Below are 12,942 nucleotides of genomic sequence, written 5' to 3' on the forward strand. Positions count from 1 at the left end.
CCATCCCGATTTTGCCCCTGATTTTGCCTTTGCATGACAAAATGTCACTGCTGACAAAAATTTACTGGCAACAAAAATTCACTGAAAAGCAAGATGTTCACTGGCAGGCAAGATGCCTGCACTACGGATTCTCGCGTTAAATTCTTATTGCCCTTGGGATGATGGGTGCTTCCGGGTCGGAGGGAATTCAGCCCTGAAGGGATTGAATCTAAGGGTGGGAGCATGAATCCCCCGGTTATGCCCATCACCTTTTGATGGACTCCCCATTCAACCCCGCCCAACCTCCCCCTGGCGAGGGGAGGTGCCGTAGAGCGATCATTGATTCACCTGGATTGAAGTCCCTGCCTCCTGAGAAGTGGTTCCTCCAGCAGGCTGCCAGAATACCGTGTCGATCGCCATATTTTGGACATCGGACGGAACCGTAAAGCGGCTGGTAAAGGCTACCGTTTGTCCCGGTTGAATTAATCCATCGGGAATATCTAGCCCGCCGATCGTTCCACCTCCTGCCCCCGAACGATAGGCAACACTCACAATATCGATCGCCTGTTCAGTCCGGTTGGTAACACAACCCACCAGATTGACCTGCTGTGGATTTGCCGTATTAGATTGAAACTGCAAATCACTCAAAGCAACAGGGGCACCCCCTTCAGCCGGTGGAGTACAGGCAGCAGCAGCGGCAGTGGGGTCATCAGCCACATTAGCGGCATCCGGTGAACCATTTTGTCCCACCAGGGGAGGAGGAGACGAGAGCCGCGACCAGAGGAAGGCAAAGCTAATCAAGCCCACAATCCAGCCGCTAATGCCCAGGAAAATCAGGGGGAATAACCAGGGAGAACTCCGATTCTCAGCAGGGGCTTCTGCGTCTGGATCAACCGGAACCATGCGATCGTCACGGTCTACCGTCCTGTCCAGTGACGGATCTTCTCTTGGGGGTTGACCAAATTCGTAGGCTTCAAGCTGCTCTTCCAGGGCTTCCTGAGACAATTCTTCCCGCACCGGGATCTGCGTATCAGCAAGCTGCGAACCAGGGATTTCCGTAGTTGGATACTGGGATTCGGGGGTTTCGGTATCGGGGAAAGAGGGCGGCTGCGTGGGCAGAGAGCTAGAGGAGGTGGCAAAGGGTTCGCCTAAGCCAAACTCATCGGATTGACTGTACTGATCGGGCTGATCAAAATCACCGACCTGGCTATAGTCATCTGGCTGGCTATAGTCATCTGGCTGGCCAAACTCGTCTGGCTGGCCAAACTCATTCAATGCACCGAATTCACTGGATTGCTCAAACGCACCTGGCTGACTGTACTGATCAGGCTGATCGTATTGATCCAACTGAAAATCAGTATCGATCGGCTGGGACAGGGGCGAGGCTGGATCGATATCCGTGGATGGGGTTTGGGAATCGGTGGCAAAGAAATTTTCGAGGGCTTCATCAGAAAGGTCATCGGAGGATGATTCAGAAAACGAAAATCCTTCAGGTGATGCTGAAGTATCTGTTGTTTCCAGGGGATCAAGCGGTTCCAGGGATAGCTCTGAGAGATCAGACGACAGACCAGACAAATCAAATTCGTCGGATTCACTCAAGTCGCCGGATTCAGCAAAGTTGGGTTCATCGTCCGGGAGTTGCCAATCTGTCTGATTGAACGCTTCAAACTCCCCGTCGGATGGTTTTGGTGTATCTGAAGGGAATTCGTCGGGACGGTCTCTGTTTTCTTCCATTTGCTCAATAAAGGGATTCTCGTTTGGGTCTACATAGAACTCCTCCGACGAATCTCCTGAAGGTTCCTGCGATTGAAGGAAACCCTGTGGAAAGTCCCCTTTCTCCTCCAATGCAGGAGCGGAATCAGATAAATCCGATGAATCCACTATGAACCCTGCCAATGGTTCATCCAGTTGCTCAGTGGGCATTTCTGGAAGAGCCAGGTCGGGTTCGTCCTGAAGGAATTCTATCGGGGGCTGATCCCACGACGCTGCTGGAGCATCAGAGAACGATCCAGGTTGGTCGGATGAGTCATCAAATGTTAACGAAACATCGTCTGTTTGCGAAACATCGTCAAAGGATAGCTCACTTGACTCATTTCGGAACTCATCTGACCCAAAATCGTTGGATGACCCAAATCCTGAGCTAAATTCATCTGCCTCAAACGATCGAGTTCCACTCTGCGGTTCGATCGCCGTCTGCCCATCCTCCAAAAAGCTCAAGTCCTGCTCAGGCGTATCCACTGCCATGTCGTAGGAATGGGTCGTAAATTCAGCGGGTAAATCCCGCAGGAAGGTAATCGAATCTTCTGCGACGGGTGCGGAGGTTGATTCAGCGATCGGTTCAGATGTCTCTTCAAAAAAATTGACAATTTCTGCTTCCGAGGGTAGTCCAGCTAGCTCATCCAAATCTGGATCGAACGAAGGCGATGCCTCAGCCAAAGCGCGATCGGCAGATTCCTCGAAGGTTTCTTCCGATCTGGGCAAAAAGTCCAGCAATATCTCATCCGGTTCATCTTCTTCGCCCACTAGCTCCTCAAAGTCCAGAATCGGAGCCTGAATCTGGTTATCCATGAAATCTGTCAAAATTTCATCTGGCTCATCTTCTTCACTCTCCAGAGCACTCATCCAGTCCTGTTCCGTGTTCTGAGATTCGGCAGATCCAGCGGAATCAGCAAAGGCATCCAGCTCCAATTCAGCGGAATCAGCATCTTCAGGGCGATCGGAGGACAAATCACTCAGAAACGCATCATTGCCGAACTCTGAGAAATCCTGATCCAGGTTGCGATCGCTCTCAAATTCCGAAGACTGCCAGAACTGGTCGGATTGCCCCTCATCGGGAAACTGTATCCCCAGGGATGCATCCGACCCATCCTCAAACTGCATTGCTGGCTCTTCTGGCGCAGAGGACATCAGATCAGACAGAAAATTATCGGGCTGATTGGTTTGTTCCTGCCAGATCGTTTCAATCTGCTCCTCCAACAATTGGCGTTGGCGGTCTGAAATGGGTTGCTCTGGCTCCTCGGAAAGCAAATCCTGAAGTTGGGATAGGTCAGTCAACTGAGTCAGTTCATTCAGCCGTCGTTCATCCTGTACGGATTCCGCCACCGCATCCATGTTGAAATCGTCATGGTTGAAATCATCATGGAAACCCGGTTCTGTAGCGATCGCATCCGTCACAGCACTGGGTTCTAATTCCGGTGTCACCACTGGCGCGGCAGGAACTTCTGGCTCAAACTCAGGTATGGGAGTTTCTGAATTCAGGTGTAACTCCTCTGTCCAGGAGGAAAAAGCTGACCCGCTTTCTCGCCCTGAGACTTTGACCGATTGAATGACCTGAATCCCCAGGTTACTAATTCCCTTTTCCACAAAAGCCGTGAGTGCCTGTCGGTTTGGAACCCGCTCTGCCTCCAGGAGCACCTCCAACCGATCGCCATACCGCTCAACCGTAGCCGTCATGCCTTTGGGTTGCAGGGACTTGTTCATCAAAGTGGCGATCGCATCGGGATCACCCTGTTTGGCTTGTTCTATGAGATGTAGCTGTGTCATAACTCAACAATTTGACCCATCATTCGTTTTGCTTAATTTTTGCTTTACAATCTTGGCATTAGCTTGTCGCATTACCCATTAGATAGAACTTGCCCACTTTCAGCCTGTGACTTTCTCTGACCTATGAGCCTTGGATACCTTGCATTCGTTTTACACGCCCATCTGCCCTTTGTGCGGCATCCGGAAAGTGATTATGTTTTAGAAGAGGAATGGCTGTTTGAGGCAATTACAGAAACTTACATCCCGCTGCTACATATGTTTGAGGGACTCAAGCGGGATGGCATCGATTTCAAAATAACCATGAGCATGACTCCCCCTTTGGTGTCAATGCTGCGCGATCCATTATTACAGGAACGTTACGACAGTCACCTCAGCAAGTTACAGGAATTAATTGAACGAGAAATCGATCACCACGTTCACAACGGACACCTCCGCTATTTGGCAGAGTTCTATGCCAATGAGTTTAGCAAGGTCAGACAAACTTGGGAGCAGTACAACCATGATTTGGTGACCGCCTTTAAGCAGTTTCTCGACAGCAATAACCTGGAAATTATTACCTGTGGAGCAACCCACGGGTACTTTCCCTTAATGAAAATGTACCCACAGGCGGTGTGGGCACAGATCCAGGTTGCTTGTGAACATTATGAAGAAAACTTTGGGCAGCCGCCTAAGGGAATTTGGCTCCCTGAATGTGCCTACTACGACGGATTGGAGCGGTTAATTGCAGATGCTGGATTGCGCTACTTCCTGACGGATGGCCACGGCATCCTGTATGCTCGCCCCCGACCCCGATTTGGCACCTATGCCCCCATCTTTACGGAAACCGGAGTTGCTGTGTTTGGGCGTGATCATGAATCGTCCCAGCAGGTCTGGTCATCGGAAGTGGGTTATCCTGGCTCCCCAGAATACCGAGAATTTTATCGAGATCTCGGTTGGGATGCCGATTATGAGTACATTAAGCCTTATATCATGCCCAATGGTCAGCGAAAAAATACGGGCGTAAAGTATCACAAAATTACAGGTCGAGGGCTGGGGTTAAGCGACAAAACCCTATACGATCCCCACTGGGCGAAGGAAAAAGCAGCCGAACACGCCGGGAATTTTATGTTTAACCGGGAACAGCAGGTGGGGCATCTGTACGAAATCATGCAGCGTCCTCCCATCATTGTTTCCCCCTACGATGCGGAGCTGTTCGGTCACTGGTGGTACGAGGGCCCGTGGTTTTTAGACTATTTATTCCGCAAGACCTGGTTTGATCAAAGTACCTACGAAATGACTCACCTAGCGGACTACTTGCAGAGGCATCCAACCCAGCAAGTTTGCCGTCCGGCTCAGTCTAGCTGGGGCTTTCGAGGTTTTCATGAATATTGGTTAAACGAAACCAATGCCTGGATCTATCCCCACCTGCACAAAGCAACGGAACGGATGATTGCCCTCTCGCGCAGAGAGGCACAGGATGAGCTAGAGTGGCGGGCCCTGAATCAGGCTGCCAGGGAACTCCTGCTGGCCCAATCTTCGGACTGGGCTTTCATTATGCGTACTGGAACGATGGTTCCCTATGCCGTGAGACGCACCCGATCGCATCTCCAACGGTTTAACAAAATTTGGGAAGACTTCAACCAGGACAAGATTGATGCAGGCTGGCTAGAGAAAGTCGAGGCGATCGACAATATCTTTCCGAAGGTGAATTATCAGGTTTATCGGCCGTTATGAGGAGGAGCAGCCAGTAAGGGGAATGCAGAACAGTCATGTCCCAGAACCCGGTAGGGGCGGAATGCTGTACTCCCCTTACTCTGCCTCCGCCGGACTATCGGACTCTACGTTCGATGAATTCCCCTCTGAAGCTGGCTCGATCGTCTCATCGACGGCTGGAGCAGGAGTATCGGTCTGGGTAGTGGTTGTAGCACCCGCAGCAGCTTGCTGAATTTGATCCTTGTATTGATCAGGCGCGAGGGCTTCCGCCGAGGCAAATAGCGGTGCAGCTTCATCGTTTCTGCCCTGAGCTTGCAGAACCAGGGCCTTACCGAGAATGGGCCGGAAGTCTTCTGGACTGCCTTCGATCGCCCGATCAAAGGTAGCAATGGCTTCTTCGTACTGTTCTTGCTTAAAGTAAACTTCTCCCAGCAAAACGCGCACCGAGGCCACATCAACACTGCCTGGCTGAATTTGGTTGGCCTCATTGGACGTCTGGAGGGTGTCCTCTAATAAGCCGATCGCCGCCTGGGGACGTTCCTGTTGCAGCAAGAGGGCAGATAACCCCTTTAGCGCATTCACATCTCCAGGACGAGTTTCCAGAACGCCACGATAGGCCTGAGCTGCGCCCTCCAAATCACCGACCTGTTCCTTCACCTGCCCCAACAAAACTGCATAATCCGGCTGCTCAGGATTGTCAGCCGCTAGCCGCTCTAAAACCGGAATTAGAGCTGGAATATTGCCCTGCTCAATCCGCACAGCCAACAGCCCTCGGAGGGCAGACTCATTATCTGGCTCCCGCTGGAGTACCGCTTCATACCCCCTGGCTTCAGTTTCCAGGCGATCGTCCGTTGATGCCGTCGGGCTGTTGGCGATCTGGGGCGTACCTTGAAACGCACCAATCAAAGGCGCAACCGAAAGTCCCACAAAAGCAAGCACTGCCATTCCCAGGATCGTGGTGATGATCCAACGATTTCGCTTATCGAACACATCTCGTCCCAAACTCTACAGCCATCTTAGCGATCTCTGCCTATCCTGCTGCACCACCAATGACTGCACCACAGGTTCTCTTCAAACCTTTCTCTCCTCACCTCTGACTCATCAAAACCAGCAAAATAAAGCTTTGCAGAGAATTTACAGCAGAAATCCCTGATCTGGGTGATCGCAATTGTATAAACAAATTGGATGAATCAACCAGATTATTCTCAATTCCTCCTTAACATATGGCAACGGTCTAGACTCAAAACGCTAGACTCAAGGAAACCTCATCTTTAGTCGCTTTCGGTTCGAGAAGTGTGGTTCTATCGATCGCTCTGTAATATGAAGTCTAGGGTGAAATGTCTAAAATTCAAAGCAAGCGCAAAGGACATTTAGGCCGAATGCTAACCTAGTGTTTAATTCCAAATTGGAATTTTAATGCTTGGGTTCATATGCTGTTGCTTTAGCGACCGATGAACGGCTAGGTTTCCGCTATGTAAGGAGGTTCTATGAGTTCTGCTGATAAATCCCATCAGTCCCCCAAATCGGCTGCAAAACCGAATGCCCAGGCTGATGTTAAAACCGATTCAGTCTCTCAACCTCCATCGTCCGCAGAAACTAAAATGGATCAGCCTCAAGACTCCCCTCTGACCGCAGTGCCTCCTGCTCCTCATCATTCATCAGCGACCATGTCATCTACAGAAGAAAGGCCATCATCGGAAAATCCTTCATCGACCAATCCTTCACCTGCGAAATCAGCTGCGAAAGAGCAGGCATCCGTGAACGATCAATCTAAAGATCCATCCTCCGGGAAAGATCAAAAAAATCAATCTGGGAGTGATCAATTACAGACCCAACCAGCAACCGTTGCTGAAACGCCTGCGGATCTGCCTCCCGCGGCTCAACCTTCAGAGTCTGAAGCAACTCCCGCAGAGACAGTGGCGGCTCCAGAGCTAACTGCTCCGGCTAAACCTGAGGCGATCGAACCTGCGGCAACCAGCACCAAGCCTGCATCGGATGAACCGAACAGCTCGAATCAAGCCATTGTGCGGCAGCAGCCTATCCCGCCCGCCAGTGAACCCATGCAGTATCGGGCGATCGGTTTAGTTCGGGGTAAGTATGAAGCATCTGAAGAACAGTTCACGCGGGGTAATTTGCTCACCGATGATGGATTTTCCATCGGGGCAGTGCTGCTGGGTCGGGTGATGAGCCTGGTGAAGAAGCATCTCGATTTGGAACAGCCCCATCTATGGGTGGTTTATCCTCGCACCCGTGAAAAGGGAGATAGCGACCTGCACGTTCAGATTGTTGGGGTTTGGGAACCTGAAAAGCTGAATCGGATGGATGGCGAAGGGGCGGAGGATGACCAGAGCGGTTTCGATGCCGCTGAGTTGGAATCTGAACTGGAGGATGACGCGGAAGCGGCCAAAGCCCTCGCTAGCGAAACGGCTGAGGCTGAGGAACCCGAAGGAGCAGAAATTGAGCAGGATGATTCTGAGCCTGATTCTGAGCCAGCCGATCAACCCCCGCAACAGGTGGAAGCAACGGACACCCCCGCTAAGGCGGAAGCAACCCCCCTCCCTTCTACGGATTCCGACCTGGACGACAAATACTTTTCGGTACGGGGCGAGATCATTTATCAATCTGTGGAAGAAGAGCGCATCTTAGTTAAAATTCGTCGTGTTCCCAAGCCTGGAACAGATGAGTCAAAGGCCTTTAAGGTGTCCCTCAAAGGAAAGCTAGAAGGTAAAGCAGTCGGATACTTCTGGGATTTGAATGTCCAGCGTGAAGGGAACGAACTGGTGGTGCGGGATGGCACCTTAATTGCAGCCGTTCCACCCCAAAAACGGAAGAGTGGCGACGGTGGTTACAGGGGCGGCGGGGGCAAACCCCGTCAACGACGACCGCAGGCAGGGCCTCCCGGACGGAAACGCTGGAGTGGGCCTCCCCGTGACGGACAACAGCAACGTCCCCCCTCTCGCAGTGGCGATCGCCCCAGCCCAGCCCAGGGCCGGAGTCCTCTACCGAAGCCCGTCATTAAGCGACGGAATAATCCTGAAAACAGCGAGGGGTAGATGCAAATGCTTGCAGGAGGTTTATCCTACCTGCTCTACCCACCTGCTCTTTAAAAAAATATTGGGGATGGGAGGTTCTCCTTATCCCCTTCTTGCCTTATCCCCCTTCCAGAGAAATCTGAGTTCCCCACTCCTCCTGGGCCAGAAAAGTGCGTTCCATAGGGATAGCAGCCACGGGTTCCGTCAGGGTGAATTGTCCTGACTCAATCCACTGCTTCAGTTCCAGGGCAACCTGGCGCGATAGGTAGATGCTGGCTAAGGGAGCAACCCGCACCGTTTTACCTTCGATCGTAATTCGTCCTGATTTGAGTTGAGCATAGCTGACCAGACCAAAGGTCGGACGCACTCGACGCGGAATGGAAAAATCGACGATCGGCGCGGCCAGATCCTGATCTTGAATCGCACAACGGGCCACGACTTCCTCTCGCACCACCGGTAACGGGACTCCCACCCCCAACATCAGGGATGCGCCATAGTTTTTGAAGTAGCAACCCCGAACCCAGCGAGAATTCATCTGTTTGGCATCCCCCATCAGGGCCAGGGTTGAAGCTGGGCCAATTGGTGTCCGGTTAGGCAGCCGCTTCTGTTGGGGAAAATGCTGGGTTCCTTCCCCCACTACGTAACCCATACCACCGCCTAAAAAAATCCGCGATCCGATGCCGATGAGTTCCAGATCCGGATCGTTGAACAGGGGAGAAATGGAGCCAGGATTAGAATACACTGCATTCCCTAAGTGGGGGTGCAGGGGCCCAAGTAGGTATGCAAAAGCCGATCGCTACCATTGACTCCTACAATAAAGTTTTGATATAGATTACGCGGATTAAATAGGTAGAACTGATTGATTGTATCGCGGGTGATGGTGGTCTCAAAGGCTGGGCGAGAGTAGCAGTCTGTCACGTGGCCGATCGCCCGCAGGTGAACTGCCTTTCCAGCGATCAAATCAGCGATGACGTGACCACCGCCCCGCTCCTTAAACTCCGGACTATCCGCTCCTTCCCCCATCCCCACAGAATCTGCCAACTGAGCCGCGCCTAAGTACAAATCAACGGCTCCAAACCCAGAATAGGCCAGAACCCCATCTAACCAGCACTGGCGAATGTTGATGGGCGGATCTGTGTGGCCAATATTCAGAATTGCGCCAGAGGACTCCATCGGCTCAAAGGTTCCCGTCGTGACCACATCCACTTCCCTGGCCGTCTGAGTAACACCGACCGCTTGCACTCGTGCTTTCAATTCTTCAACGGTCATGACCACCGCCTGGTGCCGTTGGATTTTTTCGTTAATTTCAGCGATCGATCGCATAGGGAGTGGGGAGTAGGGAGTAGGGGTAGGGGCGATAACTCCTTTGGAGACGCTGCGCGAACGTGATTCGCCCGGACAAGGGGTAGGGGTAGGGGCAAATCGTGATTCGCCCGGACAAGGGGTAGGGGTAGGGGCGAATCGTGATTCGCCCGGACAAGGAATGGGAAATAGCGGTTTGATAAAAGTTCTCCCGAACCTTATCCCTGCTGCTTCCAGGCTTTCCAACTGAACAACATCAGCATGATCAGAGTAGGTGAAAATACAGCAATGAGGGCGTTAGCTGGAGTGGCTGCGATGGTAAAGGAGGGAGCTAAATATTTAATAGCAAGCGATAGTCCGGTAGAGAGTAGAAAGACTTTCAGGATAAAAATAGCAATGTTCATGCTGGCAACGTCCTGGGCGATCGAAGCTCACGATAGCAGTTTATGTCCACGAATGAAAAGGTGAGACGAACCAGAGGATCCAGACGAGCCAGAGGATCCAGGAGAGCTACGGTCGAAGAAAAACCAGCTAAAGAAAAAGCACTCCGGGGGGGAGTGCCTTTAGCCTACTGCATTCAGGAGAAGAAAGGTCTTCGTTACACCTACTCCTCCGCTTTTCAGTCCAAGTTAACCACTAGGTTCACATCATCGTTCAACTACTTCACCCAGGCACCACGATACTTCAGCCGTTGGGGAGGATGCTGCTCCAGATTGCGCTTAGGTTGACGAAGCTTGGCAGCAGCCCCACGATAGTGAGCAACGATGCCGCTATCTGCCATTTCAACATTGAGATCATCGTGATTGTAAGTTGAGCCGCGATAGTGTAGTTCCATTTGAGGATCGCCTCCATAGTTTGATTGAGGATGAGGCGCGTTCCTTCGGGATGCTTCCCTACTTCCGTCCCCTACTGGATCTGCCCGAAGGATCTCGCTTCAGAATTTCCCTCCAGGCAACCATGTGAACCAATCGAAAATGAGTGAAGGGGATGAACGATTGAAATTCTGTATCTATTGTTACCTTTTGCCGAATTGCTGTCAACCTGCCTCAAGATGGAGTTTCGGGGTGCAGAGGGTGGGAGTCAGAAGAAGAATGCTGCTATTTTGAGGCTTTGAAGCGATCGATCGCAGCTATGGCTCTGAGGTGTCAGACATAATTCGTAACTAAACCTGACGATCGCGCGGGCCATCAAACTCGCACAGGTAAATCGTACAGGCTTCTTCCCCGACCCCCGATGCATCGATCGCCTTTTGCACCTGGGGCGTAATGTTGATGATTTCCACCTTTTGCTGAGTGTTGACCTGAAATGTCGATCGCATTGTGGCTGTTTCCGTTATTGAGTCATGCTATTCAGTTTCTTCTAATACCGCGCCAGTTGCATCCAGTTGCAGCACTTCAACCTGAACCTGCACTCCCTGAGCAATCCAGGCATCTTTCATCGCCGATCGTACCCTTTGGGCATGCTCAGCATCTGCCAGGGCCAGCAGGGTTGGGCCAGCTCCACTAATCACCAGACCGTAGGCTCCAGCCTCCAGGGCAGCGGACTCCACAGCGTTGTAACCCCGAATCAAGGTTTGACGATAGGGTTGATGCATTCGATCCTGGAGGGCGGTTTGGAGCCAGTTCGATCGCCCGGTTGCCAGTCCTCGCAACAGTACTCCCAGGTGTGCCACGTTAAAAATGGTGTCTGGACGGCTGTAGTGGGGGGGAAGAACGCGGCGAGCTTCAGCGGTGGATAGCTCAAAGTCGGGAATGGCCACAATGGGAATCACCGTTGGATGCCAGGGCACATCGCAGATCGTCCAGGTTTCATCCGGGGCTGTAGCCGCCAAGCAGCAACCACCGACCAGGGCAGGCACTACGTTATCAGGATGGCCTTCCAGGTCGATCGCCAGTTGCATCACAGCTTCGGGGGACAGCGGCGAACCTGCAAACGCATTGGCTCCCACCAATCCACCGACGATCGCAGTGGCAGAACTCCCTAACCCCCGCGCCAGGGGCACCCCTAAATTAATCGCAAGGTGAATGGGTGGAATTGGTTGCTGAATCTGGTGATACAGGTGCGCAAATGCCCGATAGGCTAAATTGCTGTCGTCCGTCTTGACTCGTTCTGCCTCCAGTCCGCTCACGGTAATCGTCAAGGACTGCTGCGAATCGGTGGGAAGCGGGGAAAACTCAAAGCGGTTGTAAAGCGTCAGGGCAGCCCCAATGCAATCAAAACCTGGCCCAGGTTCGCAGTGGTAGCAGGAACAGCAACGGTAAAACAGTTTGACATAGGTGAAAATCGAATAGACAGAGCGAATAGTGCCAAATCGAAATGGGAGCATCCCAATTTATGCAAATTGATCGATTTCCGTAGCGCAGGCATCTTGCCTGCCAGTGAACTATCCATCATGCAAATGCAAAAGTGGGATACACCCGATCGAAATTATGCCCGATCGAAATTATGTCAGATCTGAGTTGATCGACTGAATCACTGCGACAGGATAGATGCGCACCGGGTTATTTTCGATCGTTACTAAGGATCATGGATTAAATAACCTGTGCAACGTTTCACTTCGCTGACTGGGCGGGCAAGATGCGCACCCCATAAGAATCCTAGGTGATTAAATTCGTATTCCTAAGGGTCAAAACTAAAGGTAAAAATCATTAGATTCTTTAAGAAATGTGTCGAAAATACGCAACAATGGGGACGGAAGCTCAAGAGGTGAATTTATGTTAAAAGCGGCAGATGTAATGACGAAGGACGCAGTCACAATTCGTGGGTCCGCAACGGTAGCCGATGCCGTCAAACTCATGAAAGACAAAGGGACTCATACTCTGATTGTCGATCGCCGCTATGAACAAGATGCCTATGGCATTATCACGGAAACTGATGTGGTATATAAAGTAACTGCCTATGGTAAAGATCCCAAGCGGGTGCGTGTTTGCGACATTATGACGAAACCCTGTATCGTCGTTAATCCAGACCTGGGTGTAGAGTACGTGGCACGGCTGTTTGCGAACACCGGGATTCATCAAGCTCCTGTCATTAAAGGAGAACTTTTGGGCGTAGTATCGATTCGAGATATTTTGCTCAAGGGAGACTTCGTCGAGCAGCCTAAGGAAGTCGTGCTGGCAGAGCGCATTCAGCAGGCGATCGAACGGGCCCGGACGATCTGTGCTGAGAAAGGAGCAACTTCTACAGAGTGTGCAGTCGCCTGGGATGAGGTAGAAGAGTTGCAGGCAGAAGCATCTCATCAAAAAGCTGGAAAGCTCTACGAAACCAAAACTGCTTTTGAATCCTATTGTGAAGAAAATCCTGATGCACTGGAAGCTCGGATTTACGACAGTTAGGACTTTGCTGGGCTTGGGCACGCCAGGCTCCCTCTGACTGAAACTTGAGATGGGACTGA

At 51.6% G+C, this 12,942-nt stretch carries 8 protein-coding genes, 2 pseudogenes and 1 riboswitch; of the genes and pseudogenes, 3 read left to right on the forward strand and 7 right to left on the reverse strand.

Annotated features, from left to right (window positions below; all coding sequences use genetic code 11):
• Positions 1-315 precede the first annotated feature (315 nt).
• Positions 316-3,522, reverse strand: coding sequence for a hypothetical protein (locus ACM1PF_RS07880; protein WP_416673845.1), 3,207 nt, complete (start codon positions 3,520-3,522; stop codon positions 316-318).
• A 123-nt stretch (positions 3,523-3,645) separates the two neighbouring features.
• On the opposite strand from ACM1PF_RS07880, the gene ACM1PF_RS07885 reads away from it, so the two are divergent.
• Positions 3,646-5,235, forward strand: a complete 1,590-nt coding sequence (locus ACM1PF_RS07885; RefSeq protein ID WP_416673846.1) for a glycoside hydrolase family 57 protein — start codon at positions 3,646-3,648, stop codon at positions 5,233-5,235.
• Between the two features lie 75 nt (positions 5,236-5,310).
• On the opposite strand, the gene ACM1PF_RS07890 is transcribed toward ACM1PF_RS07885, so the two are convergent.
• Complete coding sequence (locus tag ACM1PF_RS07890) at positions 5,311-6,159, reverse strand: tetratricopeptide repeat protein (RefSeq protein ID WP_416673848.1); 849 nt, start codon at positions 6,157-6,159, stop codon at positions 5,311-5,313.
• Between the two features lie 812 nt (positions 6,160-6,971).
• On the opposite strand from ACM1PF_RS07890, the gene ACM1PF_RS07895 reads away from it, so the two are divergent.
• Complete coding sequence (locus tag ACM1PF_RS07895) at positions 6,972-8,267, forward strand: hypothetical protein (RefSeq protein WP_416673849.1); 1,296 nt, start codon at positions 6,972-6,974, stop codon at positions 8,265-8,267.
• A 97-nt stretch (positions 8,268-8,364) separates the two neighbouring features.
• Here ACM1PF_RS07895 and ACM1PF_RS07900 read toward each other — a convergent pair.
• From ACM1PF_RS07900 to thrB, 5 genes and pseudogenes are all read right to left on the reverse strand, one after another.
• A pseudogene (locus tag ACM1PF_RS07900) lies at positions 8,365-9,569 on the reverse strand (homocysteine biosynthesis protein).
• Positions 9,570-9,766: 197 nt separating this feature from the next.
• On the reverse strand, positions 9,767-9,952 hold the full coding sequence (locus ACM1PF_RS07905) for a hypothetical protein (RefSeq protein ID WP_416673850.1): 186 nt from the start codon (positions 9,950-9,952) through the stop codon (positions 9,767-9,769).
• A 254-nt stretch (positions 9,953-10,206) separates the two neighbouring features.
• Positions 10,207-10,383, reverse strand: a complete 177-nt coding sequence (locus tag ACM1PF_RS07910; protein ID WP_416673852.1) for a DUF4278 domain-containing protein — start codon at positions 10,381-10,383, stop codon at positions 10,207-10,209.
• A gap of 34 nt (positions 10,384-10,417) precedes the next feature.
• A riboswitch (Glutamine riboswitch) is annotated at positions 10,418-10,544 on the reverse strand.
• Positions 10,545-10,710: 166 nt separating this feature from the next.
• Complete coding sequence (locus ACM1PF_RS07915; protein ID WP_416673853.1) at positions 10,711-10,866, reverse strand: hypothetical protein; 156 nt, start codon at positions 10,864-10,866, stop codon at positions 10,711-10,713.
• Between the two features lie 27 nt (positions 10,867-10,893).
• Positions 10,894-11,822: pseudogene (gene thrB, locus ACM1PF_RS07920) on the reverse strand (homoserine kinase).
• A 440-nt stretch (positions 11,823-12,262) separates the two neighbouring features.
• Here thrB and ACM1PF_RS07925 point away from each other — a divergent pair.
• On the forward strand, positions 12,263-12,883 hold the full coding sequence (locus ACM1PF_RS07925; protein WP_416673855.1) for a CP12 domain-containing protein: 621 nt from the start codon (positions 12,263-12,265) through the stop codon (positions 12,881-12,883).
• The last annotated feature ends 59 nt before the right edge of the window (positions 12,884-12,942 follow it).

Origin of the sequence: Egbenema bharatensis FJBBOT/2019 (assembly GCF_048077055.1) — a bacterium.
Taxonomy (GTDB): Bacteria; Cyanobacteriota; Cyanobacteriia; order Elainellales; family Elainellaceae; genus Egbenema; species Egbenema bharatensis.

Coding starts and splice junctions, on each gene's coding strand:
- ACM1PF_RS07880 (WP_416673845.1), bottom strand. CDS start 3,522: ATGACACAGCTACATCTCATAGAACAAGCCAAACAGGGTGATCCCGAT.
- ACM1PF_RS07885 (WP_416673846.1), top strand. CDS start 3,646: ATGAGCCTTGGATACCTTGCATTCGTTTTACACGCCCATCTGCCCTTT.
- ACM1PF_RS07890 (WP_416673848.1), bottom strand. CDS start 6,159: ATGGCAGTGCTTGCTTTTGTGGGACTTTCGGTTGCGCCTTTGATTGGT.
- ACM1PF_RS07905 (WP_416673850.1), bottom strand. CDS start 9,952: ATGAACATTGCTATTTTTATCCTGAAAGTCTTTCTACTCTCTACCGGA.
- ACM1PF_RS07910 (WP_416673852.1), bottom strand. CDS start 10,383: ATGGAACTACACTATCGCGGCTCAACTTACAATCACGATGATCTCAAT.
- ACM1PF_RS07915 (WP_416673853.1), bottom strand. CDS start 10,866: ATGCGATCGACATTTCAGGTCAACACTCAGCAAAAGGTGGAAATCATC.
- ACM1PF_RS07925 (WP_416673855.1), top strand. CDS start 12,263: ATGTTAAAAGCGGCAGATGTAATGACGAAGGACGCAGTCACAATTCGT.